We start from the raw sequence: 20236 nt of genomic DNA, 5'->3' as shown, positions 1-20236 counted from the left end.
ACAGGTGAGTGCGGGTCGCTTTCGCTGATACTATTTTTGCAGCGCAGTAATACCATCAAAGTTGCGACTGCCACAGTTCAAGGGGGCGGCACTCCGCCGCCCGCACTGCTTTGATCTGGTTGTGAGATTAGCGCCTTAGATTAGGCGTTGACCCCGTTTCTCCTGTTGTCCAATGGATGGGCAAGCAAGGAGAACGTCCATGAAAACCAGAGCTGCCGTCGCTTTTGAAGCCAAAAAACCGCTTGAGATCGTTGAGCTTGACCTCGAAGGGCCAAAGGCTGGCGAAGTGCTGGTCGAATTGATGGCGACCGGCATTTGCCATACCGATGCATACACCTTGGACGGGCTTGATAGCGAAGGGATTTTCCCAAGCGTTCTTGGCCACGAAGGATGCGGCGTAGTGCGCGAAGTGGGCCCCGGCGTCACCTCGGTTGCTCCAGACGATCACGTAATCCCACTCTACACGCCGGAGTGTGGGAAGTGTAAGTTCTGTCTATCTGGCAAGACCAATCTGTGCCAAGCGATCCGCGTGACTCAGGGCCAAGGGCTGATGCCTGATGGAACATCACGCATGAGTTATAAGGGCGAGACTATTTACCACTACATGGGTTGCTCGACTTTCTCGAACTTTATCGTTTTGCCAGAGATTGCTGTTGCGAAAATCCGTGAGGACGCCCCCTTTGACACAACTTGCTATGTCGGGTGCGGGGTCACGACCGGCGTTGGCGCGGTGACCAACACCGCAAAGGTTCAGCCAGGCGACAATGTGGTGGTCTTCGGTCTTGGCGGGATTGGCCTTAATGTCATCCAAGGTGCGAAAATGGCAGGCGCAAACCGCATTGTTGGCGTCGATATCAATCCGTCGAAACGCGAGTGGGGTGAGAAATTCGGCATGACCGATTTCGTGAACCCGAAAGAAACCTCCGATGTCGTCGCGCATCTGGTCGAGATGCTCGATGGCGGGGCGGATTATTCGTTCGATTGCACCGGCAACACCGATGTCATGCGCGATGCTCTGGAGTGCTGTCACAAAGGGTGGGGCACCAGCATCATCATTGGCGTCGCCGAGGCGGGCAAGGAAATCTCGACCCGTCCATTCCAACTAGTGACCGGACGCAATTGGCGCGGGACCGCGTTTGGTGGGGCAAAGGGCCGCAGTGATGTGCCCAAGATTGTCGACTGGTACATGAACGGCAAGATCGAGATCGATCCGATGATTACCCACCGCCTGTCTCTTGAAGAGATCAACAAGGGCTTTGATTTGATGCACGCAGGCGAAAGCATTCGCAGCGTTGTTGTCTTTTGATGGAGACGCTTTCTCAAACGCGCTCACATGGGGGAACGCAATGGGTTTGCTCGCACGCTTCTGAAGCGACGGGCACGACTATGACCTTCGCGGTCTTCGTGCCGGACCATGAGCCGGACGAGCGGCTGCCTGTGCTGACCTATCTTTCGGGTCTCACCTGCACCCATGCCAATGTCATGGAAAAGGGCGAATATCGTGCAGCTTGTGCCGAGCACGGGATTATTCTCGTCGCTCCTGATACAAGTCCGCGCGGCGACGATGTGCCGGACGCTGAGGATGAGTATGACTTTGGCAAAGGTGCCGGGTTTTACGTCAACGCGACAGAGGAGCCTTGGGCGCAGCATTACCAGATGCGCAGCTATATCGAGGATGAACTGCCCTCGCTCATCGCTGCGAATTTCCCAATCGACATCGCGCGCCAAGGGATCACTGGCCATTCGATGGGAGGGCATGGGGCGCTGACGATTGCATTGCGTAATCCAGATCGCTTTCGATCAGTCAGCGCGTTCGCGCCGATTGTTGCCCCATCCCAAGTTCCTTGGGGAGAGAAAGCGCTCGGGCGTTATTTGGGCGAGGATAAGGCCGCATGGCGCGAATATGATGCAGTCACTCTTATTGAAGACGGTGAGCGGGTGCACGAAATCCTTGTGGATCAGGGGCTGGCTGACAATTTCCTTGAAGAACAGTTGCAAACCCATCGTTTGAAAGACGTGTGCTCATCGGCTGGCATCAGTGCCGAAATTCGGATGCAGGAGGGCTATGACCACTCCTATTTCTTCATCTCGACATTCATGGCCGATCATATCGCATGGCACGCAGAGCGGCTGAAGGCGTAAGGCTAAGACCCTAACTCTGAACAACCGTCTGCTCGATCGCGCCGAAGATGGAGTGGTTGTCCTTATCGCGCATTTCGACCTTCACCGTGTCACCCGGTGACATAAACGGTGTTGACGGCTCGCCATTGGCAATCGTCTCAATCATGCGGATTTCGGCGATGCAGGAATAGCCAAGGCCGCCTTCGGCAACGGGTTTGCCCGGACCGCCATCGCTACCCTTGTTCGATACGGTTCCAGAGCCGATGATCGAGCCTGCACAAAGGGGCCGCGTCTTCGCCGCGTGCGCCACAAGCTGCGCCATGTTGAAGGTCGCATCCACGCCCGCCTCAGCGCGCCCAAACGGTTCGCCCCGGTAATCCACCATCAACGGCAAGTGCACGAGATTGTCGCGCCACGCATCGCCCAACTCATCAGGCGTCACCGCAACCGGGCTGAACGCGCTCGATGGCTTCGACTGGAAAAAGCCAAAGCCCTTGGCAAGCTCGCCCGGGATAAGGCCGCGAAGGCTCACATCGTTCACCAACATAATCAGCTTGATGTGAGAGGCCGCATCCTCAACCGAGACGCCCATCGGAACGTCATCGACGATCACAGCCACTTCGCCTTCCATATCGCAGCCCCATGCGGTGTCGCCCAGTGGGATGTCGGCGCGCGGCGGCAGGAAGCTGTCCGAGCCGCCCTGATACATCAACGGGTCGTGATAAAAGCTTTCAGGCACCTCCGCGTTCCGGGCTTTCCTCACCAATTCAACGTGATTGATATAGGCGCTGCCGTCGGCCCATTGATAGGCGCGCGGAAGCGGCGAGTGCGCTTGCCGTTCGTGAAACCGTTCACACGGCACCGCCTCGTGTTCGACATCGGTGGCCAGCAATTGAAGTTCAGGTGCAACCCGTTCCCAATTGTCGAGAGCGGCCTGCATGGTCGGCGCGATATAGCCTGCCGCGCAGCACCGGGTGAGGTCTTTGGAAACCACCACCAATTTGCCGTCGCGTGTGCCATCATTCAGGGTTGCAAGCTTCATTGAGCGGTCCTCTCAGGATTGTCGATTTGATTGTCAGGGTGAGCGCGCTGAAACTCTGGCAGAGCAAGGCAGGCGGCCTCGATGCGGGTTATATGCGGGCTATCGCTAAAGTCGAAGTCGAACCGCCGTGCATTGGCGATCTGCGGGAGCAGGACGACTTCAAAAAAGCCGGGCGCATCGAACAGGAAATCGCCTGTGCCAAGCTGTGCAAGCCGCGCCTCAACGGGCACAAGAGTTCGGGTGAGCCAATGGCGATACCATGACGCGATCTCGTCTTGCGACTTGCCGTATTCGTCCTTGAGATACTTCAAGACAGGCAGGTTCAAAGGCGCGTGAAGCTCTGTCGCTATTGCATAGGCAAGCTCGCGCGCGGTGAAGCGATCTTCTATATTAGCAGGGAGGAGGGGACGCTCAGGATAGGCTTCATCAAGCCATTCAATCTGCGCCATGCTTTGTGCACGGTCGCGGCCATCGGCTTGAAGCAAGGGCACGCTGCCAAACGGGTTTTGCGAGGTGAAGCTTTTGTCCTTCTGCTCAGATTTGAGGAGATTGACCGGCACATTCTCATATTCGATGCCTTTAAGCTCCAATGCGATGCGCAATCGGTAGCTTGTCGAACTGCGAAAATAGCCGTGAAGTTTCACCCGTTTCCCTCTCTTCCAGCGCCAGTTTGAGACACTTGAGACACTGTCCAGAGGCGGAATACCCTTGGACCTGCAAAACGCCTTTGAATGCAGGGGAAAAGGCGGTCGGTAAAGCTCATCGTGTCCCCATAAGGCGCAGGCCCTTATGTAGGACAGCAAAGCAATGGTTTCAATTGAAACTTACTGGCGGTGCCCAGCGTTATTGCGCTTCCAACGCCTCGCCAACAGCGTCAAGTATACTGGTAGGAGGGCACGGCTTTATGCGAACAATCGCATCAGGAAAACGGTCCGTGATCTCCCGTTGGGAGAGACTGCCAGTGTGAAAGATCACCGGCACATCTTCAGCCTTTAGCTTGCGGGCAAAGGAAAAGACATTGCCATCGCTCAGTTCCACATCGAGGATGGCAAGATCGGGCTTTTCCTTTTGAAACGCGTACATTGCATCCGAAATGCCCGGGTGAGGGCCTTCGACGCGGTAACCAGCAGCTTCGACGGTTTCAGCAAGATCATAGGCCAAAATGGCCTCGTCTTCGGCAATCAAAATCCTTTGGCCCATAGCGCGCCTCCCCGTTCGATTCTGACCCCGTAGGTGATGACTATATCAGAATATCGGCGCTTGACCTAAATCAAATCCGATATTCCTTGTTAGCCATTGTTTCCAAACGTTTTAGCGAAGCCATCCTCGTCGCCTGCGCTAAGGAGTTTTGCCTGTTTAACCCATTGATCGCGTTCAATGCGCCCGCTGAAACGGCCCAGAGTCGCATCGATACGTTTCACATCTTCATCGCTCCACGCAGCGATCTGCGCAAAGGTTGTGATGCCTTGTTCATTGAGCAGGCTCACAAGCTTGGGCCCTACGCCTTTGATGCGTTTCAGGTCATCTGCTTCGCCTGCGGATGAAGCGGTTTCTTTGAGCTCATCTGGTGCTGCTTTGGTTGGCGCGATTGGCGGGCCGGCTTCCGCATCGGCGGAAGCGGTCGCTGCGGCAAGCGTATCGGCATTGGCGGCAGCGGAGCTTTCGCCAAGCGTATTCTCAACCGAACGCGGCGCATCGATCAGCGCCTGATTGCGGGCCGCCGGGCTCGCACCTTCGTCAAGGACATCGCCTTCCACCTTGTCGATGATCTTCGTCTTGCGCGAAGAACGCACAATGACAAACAGCACGACCAAAAGCGCAAGGCCGAGCAGAATTAGGGGGAGAGCTTCTTGAAAAGTCGCAGGCATCGTCATGGATGTTCATTCCTGTAAGGCGTGGAAAATTGAATTTCCAGCGCCTTAGCAGGATGAACGGGGCAAGGGGTAGCCCCTAGCTGTAGAGCGAGCTTATCCCCCGCCGCGCGCGCTTGGATTTGCGGCGCCTGCAAGGGCGTTGAGCTCTAGGAATTCCTGCCGCCAGAAATTGTTCTGACGCCCGGCAAGCTTGCCCACATCATCATGGGAAAAGTCCATCATCAACTCATCGCCGCGAAGCAATTGCCCATAGGCGGCGACCGCTGCGGCGAAGGCGAAATCGCCCATTGGTGCGCGTGCGGTAGTGAAGGCGTTCGCCATCACCTGTTTTTCAATGAGGCGCGAGGTCGTGCCCTTGGGCAGCTTATAACGCAGCTTGACGTTCGCAGCCTCGGCAACGCGGTCATTCGCAGCGCGCGCTGGCTGATCCTCATAACGGCGCGGTGCAATCCAGCCCTTAGCGCCCGTAGGCACGACTTCATAGATTGCAGTCACTTGGTGGCCAGCGCCAATATCGCCTGCATCAACCTTGTCATTGTCGAAATCCTCTTCGCGAAGCGCGCGGTTTTCATAGCCGACGAGGCGGTACTGGCTGATGACAGCAGGGTTGAACTCGACCTGGATCTTCACATCCTTGGCGATGGTGAAAAGGGTTGAACTCATCTCATCGCCCAGCACCTTCTTCGCTTCCAGAGCGCTGTCGATGTAGGCGTAATTGCCGTTCCCGTGATTGGCGATCTGTTCCATCAGGGCTTCGTTATAATTGCCCGTGCCAAAGCCGAGTGTCGTGAGCGTGATGCCTCGGTCGCGGTTTTTCTCGACCATTTCGACCAGAGCATCGCGGTTGGAAACGCCGACATTGAAATCGCCATCGGTCGCGAGGATCACGCGGTTTACGCCGCCTTCGATGAAGTTGTCTTCGGCAATGTTATAGGCAAGCTCGATCCCTGCCCCGCCTGCGGTTGATCCGCCTGCATTGAGGGTGTCGAGTGCGCGGCGGATTTTGGCGGTGTCATTGGTAGGCTCAAGCACGAGGCCGGCAGCGCCCGCATAGACCACGATAGAGACGCGGTCGTTTTCGCCGAGTTCTCCTGCAAGACCAGACAATGCGGTTTTAACGAGCGGAAGCTTGTCCGGGCGGCCCATTGAGCCGGACACATCCATCAGGAAGACAAGGTTAGCTGCCGGGCGTTCCTCGCGCGCAATGTCATAGCCGCGAAGCCCGACGCGCATGAGGTAAGTGTCATCATTCCACGGTGTCTTGGCAACATCGATATTGGTGGTGAAGGGCACGGATGTGTCCGTGGGCCGCTCGTAATCATAGCGGAAGTAATTGACCAATTCCTCTGTGCGCACTGCATCGCGCGGCGGCAAATTGCCTTGGCGAAGGAAGCGCCGCGTGTTGGCATAGGCGCCGGTGTCGACATCCACACTAAAGGTGCTGACAGGTTCTGCATTGGTCAGTTTGACAGGAGAGACTTCCTCGCCGTCATAGCGCTCGCGGCCCGGATCGCCAGGCACGACCACCGGGCCAACCCGCATCAGGTCAGATGTCCCATAGCTGGGGGAGGCCTGCGGTGCGACTGTAATCGGAACGGCGCTTTCCTGCTTGCCAGATCGGATACGCGAACCGGTGACAACGACCGTGTCGGAACTGGACGTCGGCGAAGGTGGCGGTGGCGGAGGAGGCGGGGGAGGGGGCGGTGGCGGAGGAGGCGGCGCATCGGCCACCCTGTCACCAGCAGAATTGCCAGAGCTTGTCAGATCGCCGCTTTGCTGCGCGCATCCAACCACCAGAAGGCTAAGAGCAGCCAGTCCACTCAACTTCGCCAAACGCATAAAAACTCCCCTTGGATAACCCGTGGTGAAGTTCATCGATTGGCCGTGAATGTTGACTGAACATTGTGTTTGGGGAGTGAAATCTGTGCCGACGAGCGGATCGTTACACCTTAAGGCACGAGGCTTTCAGGTGCTTCATCAGGCACCACTTTCTTGCGAAAAAGCACCTTGTCCGCTTCGTCGAAACCGCGCTTCCATATGACCCACATATAAGTCGCCATGATAGCCGGGCCACCGATCAAAAGCTCGACCCATTCAGGCGTGTAGCGGGTGAAGAGGAAACCCACGATCACCGCAGGAGCCGCCGCCCAGACAAGCGCCCAGCGAAGGTTCGAAACCGGTGCTTTCAAAAGCGTTTTGAGAACAGCTGCCTTGATGAAACTTGCCGCGCCAAGCGAAACAAACAGGGCGGCTGCTGCGCCCGCTGCCTGAAATCCTTCGGGATAGCCGAGGTGCTGCGCCAAGAGGATGAACCCCACCGTTAGCGCGCCTTGCAAGGTGATCACGACCACGGAAATCGCAAGGTTCCTTTTGCGTGCAATATAAACCAGCACGCTTTCCGAGACGACCGCCATAGAAGCGATCACTTCGGCGGCGAGCAATATCGCCAGCGCGCCCGTGCCACCGACAATCGCTGGCCCGCCAAGCCCCATCACCCCTTCACCCGGGATCGCCAGCGTCAATGCGATGCCAAATTGCAAGGCGATAATCCAAAAGCCAACCTGGCGCACTTGTGCAGCAATCGCTTCCATATTGCCGGTCTTCAGGTTCTTGGTGATGACAGGCGCAAGGATCGGCTCGAAACTGGTTTTGAGCTTTTGCGGCAGGCTCACGACTTCCTTGGCAAACCAGTAGATGCCGACTGTGCCAGAGGATGTGAACTGGCCAAGCAGGAACACATCGAGGAGCCGCGTGCCGCGCTCAATCACATCGGCCCCGATCAGCGGGAAGGCGCGCGATGTCATCTTGGCCAGATAACGCGGTCGCGGACGCCATGATTTGGGCAGGCCGTACGTCCTTAAGAAAGACCACAGCGCGGTGAAGAATGCAGCGTAAATCGCGCCGATAAAGGCAAGCGCAATCCCGCCGCTTGAAAGCGCTGGCACGAAGAAAAGCGCGGCGACGAGAATGGATTTCACCCATGGCTCGACCAGCGCGCGAGCTCTTACCGTGGTTGCGATGTCGTATTTATAGGCTTGAGCAGCCAGAAGAATTTCGGTGAGCGCAAAGGCAGGGATGGCCGCGATCATCCACATATCGAAGGGGCTGCTCACCCCACTGGGGAATATAATGACCGGAAAAGCGATCAGGAGAAGGCAGGCGAGCCCTGAAAACACCAGCGAGACGAGCATAGCGTCAAACACAAGGTTTGCTGGCGTGTCCTCCTCGTCCTGAATGCCTTCGGTGAGGCGCTGTGCAAGCCCGCGTTTCTCACCCAGCGCGCAAATCAGCGCGAAAATTTCGACCACCACAAAAGCGGCGGCGAATTTGCCCATCTCATCCACGCCGTAAAGGCGAAACCCCACGAACAGAAACGGCAGCCCGCCAAGCAAGCGCAGGATAAAGCCAAGCGTATTGGTGCGCCCGCCTTTGGCAAGCGTCGCCATATCATCCCCGCCCTTATCAGGCGGCGGAGGGGGCGCGGCAGGTGCCGATGCGCTCGAAGGCGGTAGCGTGCTCAATCCCTGTCTGCCTAGTCCAGGTCCGCCTGGTCGCCGATGGTTTCAGCGGTGAGGGGCCGCGCGAGAAGCTGAGCCACGATATCGCGCGGCGCTTCGCCGTCGAGGATGGCGTTCACGGCTGTTACGATCGGCATGGCAATCTCTCGCTCGCTCGCAAGTGAGGCGAGAACGGGCGCTGTATGCGCGCCTTCGGCCACCGTGGTGCGGTCGGCCATCAATTCAGCAGCGCTTTTTCCTTCGCCAAGCGCCTTGCCCAGCGAAAAATTGCGGCTTGAGGTGGAAGAGCAGGTGAGCACCAAATCGCCAAGCCCGCACAGGCCAGCAAGCGTCTCTCCTTGCGCGCCCAACGCCTCGCCAAAACGCAGCATTTCAGCATAGCCGCGCGCGATCAGCGAGGCGCGTGCGTTCTGGCCAAGGCCAAGCCCATCGACCACCCCGCAAGCGATGGCGAGCACGTTCTTGATCGAGCCGCCAATCTCTGCGCCTGTTACATCGTCGGAATAATAGGGGCGAAAAGCAGGGCGCGCGATGGCAGGCGAAAGCCGTTCCCATTGTGCGCGGCCCCCTTCGCAAGCCAGTGTGACAGCGGTGGGAAGGCCGCTTGCGACCTCATGCGCAAATGTGGGACCGGACAGCACCGCAATCTGGCTTCCCGGTGACGCTGCGCGTGCGACATCATTCATTAAACGGCCGGTGCCCGCCTCAATTCCTTTGGAGCAAAGCACCAAGTCTTGGGGCGGCATGGTGAGCCCTTCGAGCACGCGGCCAAGCACTTGCGCTGGCGTTACGGCGAGCACGATGTCAATATCATCAAAGTCAGATAGATCACCAGTTGCGCGGATGCTGGGTGAGAGCTTGGCGCTGGGCAGATATTGCGGGTTGCCATGTTGATTATTGATCGCATCGACGACCTCGGCTTCATACGCCCACAGCAACACCTTGCGCCCATCACTGCTCAGCATTTGCGCAAGCGCCGTGCCCCATGCTCCTGCGCCGATAACGCCAATGGCTGGCTGTGTTGTCATGCCTTCACTCCTGCCCCGCGCACCGGCTCTGCTTCTGGATCAAGCGGCCAGCGCGGCCTTGCTTTCAAGTCCAGCGGATCGCCTGCAAAACTAGGCTCGGCACTAAGGCGCTCGCAACCCGCCCAGGCAATCATCGCTGCATTATCGGTGCATAGTTTCATCGGCGGTGCGACAAATTGCATGGCGTGGCGGCTGGCAAGCTCTTCCAATGCGCCGCGCACGGCCTTGTTCGCAGCAACGCCCCCTGCGACCACAAGGGCGGGGTGAGGGCCTGCGGTGGAGAGCGCTTTTTGAAGGCGATCGATAAGGCAGTCGATCGCGGCCTGTTGGAAGCTGGCGGCGATGTCGGCGGGTGCGTGTTCGCCGCTTTCATGCGCACGAAGCACGGCGCTTTTAAGCCCGGCAAAGGAGAAGTGCGGTTCCTTTGAGCCCTTCAAAGGCCGGGGTAGGGGCACCGCCTTGGCATTGCCTTCCAATGCCAGCGCCTCGACCTTGGGCCCGCCGGGATAGCCAAGGCCCAGTATCTTTGCACTCTTGTCAAACGCTTCGCCCAAAGCATCGTCAATCGTGGTGGCAAGGCGGCGGTATGTGCCAACGCCCTCGACGCTCAGAATTTGGCAATGCCCGCCTGAAACCAGCAGCAGGAGATAGGGAAGCCCAAGGCTTTCATCCGCGAGACGCGGCGACAGCGCATGGCCCTCAAGGTGGTTGACCGCAATCAGCGGTTTCCCCGATGCCATCGCCAGAGCCTTGCCGCTGACAAGACCCACCATCACCCCGCCGATCAGCCCGGGCCCGGCGGTTGCAGCAATCGCGTCCACATCGGCCAATTTTATCCCGGCGTCATTCAATACCGCTTCGAGCATGGGGGCAAGCCGCTCGGCATGAGCGCGCGCGGCTATTTCGGGCACGACCCCGCCATAAGGCGCGTGCTCTTCTTCCTGGCTCGCAATCCGTTCTGCCAGAATACGGCGATCAGACGTAACCAGCGCCACTGCGGTTTCATCGCAGGAGGATTCGATCCCCAATACTATATGCGGGCGTGAGCTCATGGCGCTTCCATCTAGTGTGTGTGCCCGCTAGAGCAAGCATGACGGGAGATATGATTGGTGAGTATTCAAGATGAAGGCGCGGTGAAGCTGCGCCTTGGCACACGCAATTCACCGCTTGCCATGGCGCAAGCTTATGAGACGCGCGAACGCCTGTGCGCAGCGCATGGATGGGCTGAGACGCAAGTTGAATTGGTGCCTGTTCTGGCAAGCGGGGACAAGGTTCTCGACCGGCCACTGGCAGAGATTGGCGGCAAGGCGCTGTGGACCAAGGAATTGGATGTGTGGCTTGCCGAGGGGCGTATTGATGTGTCGGTCCATTCGGCAAAGGACGTGGAGACGATCCGGCCCGATGTGTTTGAATTTGGCGCGGTATTGCCGCGCGCTGATCGCCGCGATTGTCTGGTGGGCGCAGCGAGCATTGCTGATATTCCAAAAGGCGCAGTTGTCGGTACCTCGGCTCCGCGCCGCGCGTCGCAGCTTTTGAACCTTCGCCCCGATTGCAGCGTTGTGACTTTCAGAGGAAATGTCGCAACCCGGCTTGGAAAGCTTGAAGCGGGCGAGGCGGATGTGACGTTTCTGGCCGCTGCCGGGCTGGAACGATTGGGCCAAAGCGAGGTGGGCGCGCCTTTGGAAGTTGACGAATGGATACCCGCTGCGGCGCAGGGCGCGATTACGCTTGAATGCCGCGCGGATGATGCAAGCACCAAAGCGGCGCTCGCGGCGATTGATGACCATGGAACGCGCGCAGAGCTTGAGGCAGAGCGCGCGCTATTGGCTGAGCTTGGCGGCACGTGTCATTCGCCGGTCGCGGTACTGTGCCGACCGGGCAGCGAGGGGCTGACGATGCGCGCAGCCTTGTTTAGCCCCGATGGCAGCGAGCGCATTGAAGGGGAGGCGATGTTCGATCCATTGGACCTTGTACCCGTCAGAGCGCTTGCCAAAGACCTCCTCAGCCGCGCAACCCCCGGCATCGCTGAGCATTTTGGCGGCGCGTCCTAGGGCGCTTGCTGGTGGGCTCAATGATCCTTGTGGTTCGCCCGGAGCCGGGCCTTGGTGCGACGCTTGGGGCGGCTGAAGACATGGGGCTGAACGCGGTCGGCTATCCCTTGTTTGAAATTCGCCCTGTCCCTTGGCACTGCCCTGATCCGGCTCAATTGGACGCTCTCCTGATCGGCAGCGCCAATGTCTTTCGTCACGCAGGCGAGGCTCTGGCGAAGCTCACTGATAAGCCTGTCTATGCCGTCGGAACCACCACAGCGAGCGCTGCACGCGAAGCTGGCTTCGAAGTGGCAGACAGCGGCGCAGGCGGCTTGCAGAATGTCTTGAATAATGTGCCCGCTGACACGCGTCTTTTGCGGCTCGCGGGGGCCGAACACGTGCCGCTTGAGGCTCCTGATGGGATCACCATTCAAACTGCCATCACTTATGAAGCTGTACCGCTGGAACTTCCTGAACCCTTGCGCGCGCTCCAGGAATTGGGGCTCACCGTGCTTCTCCATTCTGCCGCCGCTGCGCGCCAGTTTGATGCCGAAGCTCGTCGTTTGGCGCTTCACCGTGATCGCATCCAACTGGTCGTGATCGGCCCGAGAGTGGCTCAAGCTGCCGGGCAAGGATGGGCGAATATCCACGTCTCTCCTACCCCAAATGACCTCGCAATGTTGGAATTGGCGCGTTCGGTGTGCATATAGATGTAACGAACCCGCATTTTCTCCATAAGGATCGGAGAAATCGTAAGAACGGGCAGGCAAGGTAATCTTGGTATGGACTCAAAATTTGGCAGCCGCAGAAAGCCAGCCTCGACGGGGCGGTTTTTGTTCGCCGCTATGGCCTCTTTCGGATTTGGCGGGGCGCTTGTTGGTTATATTGTGTGGTATAATCTGCAACCGGATGAACCGGCCGCTGTCGCCGCACCTGTTGCGCCTGAATTGCCCGTTGCACAGCCGGTTGACGGTGAGTTACCGGAAAGCCCCGCTGCCTCAGCATCACCTACGCCACTGGCGCAAGCTGTTGCCGCATTGGAAGAAGGCGACACCGAAGGCGCAGCCGAGGTTGTGCGCGGTGTTGTCGATCAGCAAGGCGGCATAGACCAGCGACTTGCTGCCGCTGAACAGCGTTTGGCGCGTCTTGACCTTCAAGCGCAGGCGGCTGCAGGAAATGCGGCGCGAGCGGAAGGCTTGCTGATTGCCTTTGCCACAAGGCGCGCGGTCGAACGCGGGGCGGAACTTGGCTATCTCGCCGACCAATTGCGCCTCAGGTTTTCTGACCAATGGCCCAATGCGGTGAGCACAATCATTGCCTTTAGCCGCGATCCCCTGCGCATTGACAATCTCACTGCGCGGCTTGACGGATTGGCTCCGCAATTGGTCAAGCAGGACGAGGGGATCAGCTGGGAGCGGATCCAGCGTGAGCTGGGCGAGCTTTTTGTCGTGCGGCGCGAAAGCACTCCTTCGCCGCAACCTGAACTCAGGCTTGAACGCGCGCGCATTGCCTTGGAACAGGGCCGTTATCAAAACGCGATTGATGAGATCAAAGGAATGCCCGGCGCAGCGCAGGCTGAGGCGTGGATCGCCGATGCGGAACGGTACAAGGCCGCGATGGAAGCGCTTGAAGTGATCGAAACCGCTGCCGTGCTCGACCAGAGCGGGCTGCGTGATGGGGCGGGCAATGTGGTCAATCAACCAAGCCCGATTGACCGCGAGGAATAGGCTTTCAAGCCTTTAGCAATTCCGGCAGATCACCTGAGACGCCGCGCGCTTCATCCATGAAAAATGTCTTGAGCATGGGCGTGCGCTGAACCGCTGCCATGCCAAGGCGCCGCACCGCACTTGCCGCCCCTGTGGGAACCCCAAACAGTCGGGTGAGGCCATCGGTTGCCAGCGCCACCATAAAACTGTCGAGCCCGCGCCAGTTCTCATAGCGTTTGAGGACTTCCGCATCGCCCGGATCAAGCCCGATGCGCGCGCCTTCGACCAGGACTTGCACAAGCGCACCCACATCGCGAAGGCCGAGGTTCAAGCCTTGCCCCGCAATCGGGTGAATACCGTGCGCTGCATCGCCAATCAGAGCGAGGCGCTCTGCGGTAATCTTTGCCGTGTGGTGGAAGCCCAGCGGATAGCTTGACCGCGCGCCAACGCTGGTCACTTCGCCAAGGCAATCGCCCATGCGTTTTTGCACCTCGGCCATGAAGGCTCTGTCGCCAAGCTTGGTGACGCCCCTGCCGTCTTCCTCCGACACTGTCCACACGAGGCTGGATCGGTGAGTGCCATCGGCGTCATCGTTCATCGGCAGAAGGGCAAATGGCCCAGCGGGGTAGAAGATTTCCCACGCGACATTGTTATGCGGCTTTGAATGGGTGAGCCCGGCGATAATCGCGCGGTGTTTATAATCCCATTTGGCGATAGTGATCCCTGCGCCGTCACGCGTGGGCGACTGACGCCCTTCAGCAGCGATCATCAAGCGGCCTTTGAGTTTACGCCCATCTTCAAGCACGGCGGCAACGCCAAATTCGCTGCGTTCCCGCTCCGCTATTTCGGCCTTGGCCACCCAATGGATTAGCGGTTCCTCAGCCGCAGCCTCGAACAGCGCCAAGCGCAACCGGCGATTGGGGAACATGCGTCCCAATGTGCCCTTATGCGGTTCAGGCGTGAAATCGAGGCGACCCGGTTTATTCTGATCGGTCACCGCAATGCTTGCAATGTCACAGGCGAAGGGTTCCAGATAATCGGCAATTCCGATGTTTTCGAACAAGTGCCAGCTTGCGGTTGAAATCGCGGTCGCGCGGTCGTCAAAGCCTTCCTTGGTAAGCTCAGCCGGATCCGCGCGGTCAATCACATGGCTGGAAATACCCTGCTTTGCCGCCGCAAGCGCAAGAGCCATCCCGACAAGGCCCCCGCCCAGAATGAGGAGATCGCGGGTTTCGGTTTCGGCTGATGTGCTCATGGTCGCTCGTGTAACTCTTTAACTGCTCTTTGCGAAGACTATTTAGCTCGCTAGAGCACTCACTTGGTACACCAAAACCGCAGAGGCAAGCCAAACTCCGTGACATTCGCTGCATCTCATCTTGTGCGCCATGCATGGGTTCGCGTGTTGATGCTCGCGATTGCGGCGTTGCTCGCGTTTCCCGTGGCGGCTTTCGCGCAAGATGCGCAGGCCGAACGTGAGCGTGCGCTCACCCGGATCGAACGGGCTGGCGATGATCGGATTTCAGTCGATCTTTTCGCCGATGGCGTACCCAAAGCGGGTAAGACATGGATGCTGGCGCTGCGCTTCACCCCAAGCGCGCCGGAATGGCATGGCTATTGGGAAAACCCCGGTGATGCGGGGCTGGGGATGCAGCTGACCCTTGATCTTCCGCAAGGCTGGGAGGCGGGTGAGCCGCTCTATTCTGTTCCCAAGCGACTGCTCATCGCTGACCTGATGAACCATATTTACGAGGGCGAATATACAGTCCTCGTGCCAGTGGAAGTGCCCGCAGACGCGGTGATTGAGGGCGTACCGAGCGTGACCGGCCTTGTTGAATATCTCGCCTGCACCGACGAGATTTGCGTGCCCCAAGGCGCGGTTTTGAGCGCGGGGCAAGCGGGGGCATCTGGCGGCGATTTTGCCAAATGGCGCGCGCAAGTCGCCCCTCTACTGGATGCGGCTGCGCGTTTTTCGATTGATGGCGAGGTTTTGCGCCTTGGTATTCCGCTTCCCGAAAGTGTGGAACTGTCCGATCCTTACGTCTTCATCGCTAACACACAGCTGGTCGATTACGCACCGTTTCAAAGCTTTTGGCGCGATGGCGATAGACTGGTGGTCGAAATTGCGTTGAATGAGTTTGGCTCGCGCGAAGTGGAGCGGGTTGAAGGCATTCTCTCCTTTGGCGATGAGACAGGCGTGCGCTTTGTCGCGGAGGCAGGAGAGGTCGCCGTTAGCGGTGAACGGATCATCACCATGAACAGCTCCGATGGGGTAACGCCCCCTTTGTGGACGCTAATCTTGGGCGCGCTCGTGGGCGGGCTCATCCTCAACATAATGCCCTGTGTCTTCCCGATCCTGAGCCTCAAAGCGCTTTCGCTGGCTCGCGCTGGTGGGAGCGAAAAAGAGGCCAAGGCGGAAGGGTTGGCATATACCGCTGGCGTGGTTTTGGCTTGCGTTGCGCTTGGCGGCATTATGCTCGCATTGCGCGCGGCGGGAGAGCAAGTGGGCTGGGCGTTTCAATTGCAGAGCCCATCGGTGGTGGTGTTGCTTCTCGTGCTGGCCACGGTCATCACCATGAATTTTGCAGGCATTTTCGAGCTGCCCAGCGTCGACACCGGCAGCGGGCAGGGCCGCAGCGCCTTTGCCTCGGGGCTCCTTGCCGCTATCGCAGCAACGCCGTGCACCGGACCTTTTATGGCAGCTGCATTGGGAGCCGCGCTTCTCTTGCCAACGCCGCTGGCGCTATTGTTGTTTGCGATGTTGGGGTTGGGGCTTGCACTGCCGTTTCTTGCTATCGGTTTCGTCCCCGCGATCCGCGAGCGCCTGCCCAAACCCGGCGCATGGATGGACACCTTCCGCCGCGCCATGGCAATCCCGATGGGTTTGACCGCAATGGCTTTGCTTTGGCTCACGGTTCAGCTTGGCGGACGCGGCTTTGGCCTGTTCGCGCTGGTGATGCTCTTCGGCATCGTGCTGGCGCTGTTCGTGGTCGGACGGCTGCAACAGGCGGGCAAGATGGCGTGGCCAGCCTTTGGTCTTGTCGCGGCGCCCTTCCTGATTTTCGGAGCCTTCGCGCTTCCCTCAAGCTATGCGCCTGAGGCCCGCGACCTCTCCGCATCTTTGCTCGAACCCCAAGCCTTCAGCCGAGAAACTCTCGCCGAGGCGCGCAGCACCGGCCAGCCCGTCTTCGTATGGTTCACCGCCGATTGGTGCGTCACCTGCAAGGTCAACGAAAGCGTCGCGATTGAGCGCGAGGCGACCGCAGAGGCCTTCGATGAGGCGGGCGTCGTCGCAATTGTCGGTGATTGGACCGTGCGTGATGAAGAGATTACGCAATTTCTGACCGAGCAAGGCGCGGCGGGAGTGCCGCTCTACCTGTGGTACGAACCGGGCGCAGAGGCGGAGCAATTGCCGCAGGTTCTGACCCCTGAAATGCTGACCGAGCGGGCTTCAAGGAGCCGTTGAGGGCTCGTCTTCAGGTTCTTCAGGTTCGCCAAGCGAAGCAGGATCAAAAGGCTCGCCCGCGCGGCAAGCCTCAATGAGCGCGCCGGGAAGAGGGCTGGGGTGAAGCTCCACCGTGCCAGCGCCTGGAACCGTTGCAATCAGCTCGCGCGGGCCTGCGAGCGGCTCCCACACATCACTCATCGCCGGCACTTCGCCGACCCAGAAATATCTGCCGCCCATCCGTGTCGCATCGACGGGAAGCCGCCCGATATGGCCATTCCCGACCAATGCCAGCATCGCACCCGCGCCCTCATCAGCAGGCGAATTGCGGGTGATCTGGATTGAGGAGCCCGTGCACTCAAGCGCGATCAGCGAAGCTTCACCAGGAACGCCGTAGATCAGCCGGTTTTCCGTTGTCTGACTAACTGCCCATAATGCGCCCGTCACATCCGGAGAGGGCAGCGGGGCGGAGGCAAAATCTTTAGCCTCTGGCACCTCGCGCAGCATATCCGCATCAGTAGGAGGCGGTTTGCAAGCGGTAGCGGCTAACGCGGTTACGAAGATGATTTTTCTCAAGGTTTACCACCCATCCGCTTGTATCGCGTTTTGCCATAGCGGGTTTTACGCGTGCCCGGTTTGCCTTCGTTGCTGCGGCCCACGCGCGGCGCTTTCTTCTGGTCGTCGGGGAGGCCCAGCTCGTCGTTTTCGAGCCGCCGGATTTCGTCGCGCAGGCGTCCCGCTTCCTCAAATTCAAGGTTGGCCGCCGCATCGCGCATCCGTTTTTCGAGGTCTTCGATATAACTTCGCAAATTATGGCCGACGAGATTGTTGACCTCATCATCGCCCGTCTCGACCGTGACCCCATCCTGAGACGCGGTGTGCGCCACGATGTCGGCGATGTCGCGTTTGATCGTTTGCGGGGTGATGCCGTGTTCTTCGTTATAGGCCTTTTGCTTTTCGCGGCGGCGGTCGGTTTCGGCCATCGCGCGCTCCATGCTACCCGTGATGCGGTCGGCATAAAGGATCACGCGGCCATCAACGTTACGCGCGGCGCGCCCGATGGTTTGGACAAGGCTGGTTTCAGAACGCAGGAAGCCCTCTTTGTCGGCGTCCAGAATGCACACGAGGCCGCATTCGGGAATGTCGAGGCCTTCGCGCAGCAGGTTGATGCCGATGAGGACGTCGTAAACCCCCATCCGAAGATCGCGGATAAGCTCGATGCGCTCCAGCGTCTCAACGTCGGAGTGCATATAGCGGACCTTCACGCCCGCCTCGTGCATGAACTCGGTGAGGTCTTCGGCCATGCGCTTGGTGAGTGTAGTGACGAGAGTGCGATAGCCCTGTTTGGCGGTCGCAAGGCATTCCTGGATGCAGTCCTGCACCTGATCTTCGACCGGGCGAATTTCGACCGGCGGATCGATCAGGCCAGTGGGGCGGATGACCTGTTCTGCGAACACGCCGCCCGTTTGCTCCATCTCCCACGGACCCGGAGTGGCCGAGACACAGAAAGTTTGCGGGCGCATCGCGTCCCATTCGTTGAAACGAAGCGGGCGGTTGTCGATGCAGCTTGGCAGGCGGAAACCATATTCGGCGAGCGTTATTTTCCGGCGGTGGTCCCCGCGCGCCATCGCGCCGATCTGCGGCACGGTTTGGTGGCTTTCATCGACGAAGAGGAGGGCATTTTCGGGTAGATATTCGAACAGCGTTGGCGGCGGCTCCCCCGGAAGGCGTCCGGTCAGGAACCTCGAATAATTCTCAATCCCGTTGCACGAGCCGGTTGCGGCAATCATTTCCAGGTCGAAATGGGTGCGTTGTTCAAGGCGTTGATGTTCGAGCAATTTACCCTCGGCCTCAAGCTCCTTCAAACGCTCGGCAAGCTCGAATTTGATCGCCTCGCTCGCCTGTTTCATGGTCGGACCCGGCGTCACATAGTGCGAGTTTGCATAGACCCGAACCTTGTCCAGCTTTGCGCCGGTTTTGCCCGTTAGCGGATCAAATTCGGCAATCTCTTCAATCTCATCGCCAAAAAAGCTGATGCGCCATGCCATGTCTTCATAGTGGCTTGGGAAGAGCTCAAGATTGTCGCCGCGAACGCGGAAGCACCCGCGTGTGAAAGCAGCATCATTGCGCTTGTACTGAAGCGCGACGAGCTTTCGGATAAGCTCGCGCTGGTCGACGCTCTCGTCTTTCTTGATGTCGAAGATCATCGCCGAATATGTCTCAACCGAGCCGATACCATAAAGGCACGAAACAGAGGCAACGATCACCACATCATCGCGCTCAAGCAGTGCGCGCGTTGCCGAGTGGCGCATCCGGTCGATGGCCTCGTTTACGCTCGACTCTTTTTCGATATAGGTGTCCGAGCGCGGGACGTAGGCTTCGGGTTGGTAATAGTCATAATAGCTGACGAAATACTCGACCGCATTCTCGGGAAAGAAGCTTTTCATCTCTCCATACAATTGCGCGGCAAGGATCTTGTTTGGCGCAAGGATCAGGGCAGGGCGCTGCAATTCCTCGATTACTTTGGCCATGGTGAAGGTCTTGCCTGAACCCGTCACACCCAAAAGCGTCTGTGTCTGCTCACCCTCACGCGCGCCCGCCACGAGTTCAGCGATAGCGGTGGGTTGGTCGCCAGCGGGCTGGTAATCGGAGACAAGCTTGAACGGCTTGCCCGGCATCGACTTTTCAGGCCGCGCCGGGCGGTGCGGGGTGAAATCTTCGCCTGTTTCAGGCTCTTCCAGCCCGCGTCTGATGACTAACTCACTCATAGGCACAGATATGGTGCCCAATATGGCTGTTGTGAAGCGCGCTTGCGCACTCTATTCCCCTCTTCAACGCAATGAGGGAAGGAATTACTCGAAATGTCGATCATCAAATTCGTGGGCGCAGGCGCGCTTGCATCAGCAATCGCACTTGCCGCGTGCAGCACCGAACCGGAAGCCGATGCCGATGGTGATGGCACCATCACGCAGGACGAGGTGGAAAGCGTGCTCGCCAATTCTGACCTGACGCTCTCTCCGGGCCAATGGGAAAATACGGTCGAATTTGTCGATATCGAATTTGATGACAGCCAATTGCCACCAGAAGCGCGCGGCATGGTCGGGCCTATGCTTGATGCGATGCGCGGGCAAAAGACGACAACCGACAGATGTATCAGCGAGGACGAAGCCAAAGAGCCGGCTGCAGAAATGTTCTCCGGCAGCGATGCGGCGGACTGCGAATATTCCAAGTTCGAATTTGGCGGTGGCTCGATTGACATGGCGATGGTGTGCAAAGATCCTCAGTCGGGCACAGCAACCATCACCAACACCGGGTCTTACGATGAGACGAGCTATTCGATGGAGATGAAGATTTCCATGGACGGATCGGAAATGGGCCCGATGAAAATCAATGCAAAAGCGGCGGGCAAACGTGTGGGTGACTGCCCTGAATAGGCTTCACACCCTATTCACGCCTCGCCTGTAAGTTTGAGCGG

18 protein-coding genes are annotated in these 20236 nt (G+C 58.7%); 7 read left to right on the top strand and 11 right to left on the bottom strand.

Translation table 11 applies throughout. From position 1 onward, the window contains the following. The first annotated feature begins 199 nt into the window (after positions 1-199). Positions 200-1306, top strand: coding sequence for an S-(hydroxymethyl)glutathione dehydrogenase/class III alcohol dehydrogenase (locus INR77_RS12620; protein WP_223071382.1), 1107 nt, complete (start codon positions 200-202; stop codon positions 1304-1306). After that, on the top strand, positions 1306-2142 hold the full coding sequence (fghA, locus tag INR77_RS12615; RefSeq protein ID WP_223071381.1) for an S-formylglutathione hydrolase: 837 nt from the start codon (positions 1306-1308) through the stop codon (positions 2140-2142). Before INR77_RS12620 ends, fghA begins: the two co-directional genes overlap by 1 nt. A 10-nt stretch (positions 2143-2152) precedes the next feature. Here the strand turns inward: fghA and INR77_RS12610 are convergent, their stop codons facing one another. The 8 genes from INR77_RS12610 to tsaD form a co-directional block, all read right to left on the bottom strand. Next, positions 2153-3163, bottom strand: a complete 1011-nt coding sequence (locus INR77_RS12610) for a fumarylacetoacetate hydrolase family protein (protein WP_223071380.1) — start codon at positions 3161-3163, stop codon at positions 2153-2155. Next, on the bottom strand, positions 3160-3807 hold the full coding sequence (gene maiA / locus INR77_RS12605; RefSeq protein ID WP_223071379.1) for a maleylacetoacetate isomerase: 648 nt from the start codon (positions 3805-3807) through the stop codon (positions 3160-3162). The genes INR77_RS12610 and maiA overlap by 4 nt, the downstream gene beginning before the upstream one ends. A 199-nt stretch (positions 3808-4006) precedes the next feature. Then, on the bottom strand, positions 4007-4363 hold the full coding sequence (locus INR77_RS12600; RefSeq protein WP_223071378.1) for a response regulator: 357 nt from the start codon (positions 4361-4363) through the stop codon (positions 4007-4009). Between the two features lie 89 nt (positions 4364-4452). Next, positions 4453-5037, bottom strand: a complete 585-nt coding sequence (locus INR77_RS12595) for a helix-hairpin-helix domain-containing protein (RefSeq protein ID WP_255573778.1) — start codon at positions 5035-5037, stop codon at positions 4453-4455. A 93-nt stretch (positions 5038-5130) separates the two neighbouring features. Beyond that, on the bottom strand, positions 5131-6876 hold the full coding sequence (locus INR77_RS12590) for a von Willebrand factor type A domain-containing protein (RefSeq protein ID WP_223071377.1): 1746 nt from the start codon (positions 6874-6876) through the stop codon (positions 5131-5133). A gap of 110 nt (positions 6877-6986) precedes the next feature. Next, positions 6987-8483, bottom strand: coding sequence for a lipopolysaccharide biosynthesis protein (locus INR77_RS12585; protein ID WP_223073560.1), 1497 nt, complete (start codon positions 8481-8483; stop codon positions 6987-6989). Between the two features lie 86 nt (positions 8484-8569). Further along, positions 8570-9583: an NAD(P)H-dependent glycerol-3-phosphate dehydrogenase gene (locus tag INR77_RS12580; RefSeq protein WP_223071376.1), complete on the bottom strand. Its 1014-nt coding sequence runs from the start codon at positions 9581-9583 to the stop codon at positions 8570-8572. After that, a complete protein-coding gene (gene tsaD, locus INR77_RS12575; RefSeq protein WP_223071375.1) occupies positions 9580-10635 on the bottom strand; it encodes a tRNA (adenosine(37)-N6)-threonylcarbamoyltransferase complex transferase subunit TsaD in 1056 nt (351 codons plus the stop codon). Before tsaD ends, INR77_RS12580 begins: the two co-directional genes overlap by 4 nt. Before the next feature lie 63 nt (positions 10636-10698). Between tsaD and hemC the strand changes: the two genes are divergently transcribed. The 3 genes from hemC (at position 10699) to INR77_RS12560 (ending at position 13340) form a co-directional block, all read left to right on the top strand. Then, complete coding sequence (hemC, locus tag INR77_RS12570; protein WP_255574021.1) at positions 10699-11634, top strand: hydroxymethylbilane synthase; 936 nt, start codon at positions 10699-10701, stop codon at positions 11632-11634. Positions 11635-11654: 20 nt separating this feature from the next. Then, complete coding sequence (locus INR77_RS12565; protein WP_255574020.1) at positions 11655-12323, top strand: uroporphyrinogen-III synthase; 669 nt, start codon at positions 11655-11657, stop codon at positions 12321-12323. A 72-nt stretch (positions 12324-12395) separates the two neighbouring features. Beyond that, positions 12396-13340, top strand: coding sequence for a hypothetical protein (locus tag INR77_RS12560; RefSeq protein ID WP_223071373.1), 945 nt, complete (start codon positions 12396-12398; stop codon positions 13338-13340). A 4-nt stretch (positions 13341-13344) separates the two neighbouring features. Here the strand turns inward: INR77_RS12560 and INR77_RS12555 are convergent, their stop codons facing one another. After that, on the bottom strand, positions 13345-14574 hold the full coding sequence (locus tag INR77_RS12555; protein WP_223071372.1) for an FAD-dependent monooxygenase: 1230 nt from the start codon (positions 14572-14574) through the stop codon (positions 13345-13347). Between the two features lie 99 nt (positions 14575-14673). Between INR77_RS12555 and INR77_RS12550 the strand changes: the two genes are divergently transcribed. Next, a complete protein-coding gene (locus INR77_RS12550; protein WP_255573777.1) occupies positions 14674-16782 on the top strand; it encodes a protein-disulfide reductase DsbD in 2109 nt (702 codons plus the stop codon). Here INR77_RS12550 and INR77_RS12545 read toward each other — a convergent pair. Both INR77_RS12545 and uvrB read right to left on the bottom strand, forming a co-directional pair. Continuing rightward, positions 16768-17337, bottom strand: coding sequence for a hypothetical protein (locus tag INR77_RS12545; protein ID WP_223071371.1), 570 nt, complete (start codon positions 17335-17337; stop codon positions 16768-16770). The two genes, INR77_RS12550 and INR77_RS12545, sit on opposite strands and share 15 nt — an antisense overlap. Continuing rightward, positions 17334-19529, bottom strand: a complete 2196-nt coding sequence (gene uvrB / locus INR77_RS12540) for an excinuclease ABC subunit UvrB (RefSeq protein WP_223071370.1) — start codon at positions 19527-19529, stop codon at positions 17334-17336. Before uvrB ends, INR77_RS12545 begins: the two co-directional genes overlap by 4 nt. Before the next feature lie 93 nt (positions 19530-19622). Between uvrB and INR77_RS12535 the strand changes: the two genes are divergently transcribed. Continuing rightward, positions 19623-20195, top strand: coding sequence for a DUF3617 domain-containing protein (locus INR77_RS12535; protein WP_223071369.1), 573 nt, complete (start codon positions 19623-19625; stop codon positions 20193-20195). Positions 20196-20236: the final 41 nt, after the last annotated feature.

The sequence above is a fragment of the Erythrobacter sp. SCSIO 43205 genome (assembly GCF_019904235.1).
In the GTDB taxonomy this organism is placed as follows: domain Bacteria; phylum Pseudomonadota; class Alphaproteobacteria; order Sphingomonadales; family Sphingomonadaceae; genus Erythrobacter.
This window is presented reverse-complemented; position numbering and strand designations above follow the sequence as displayed.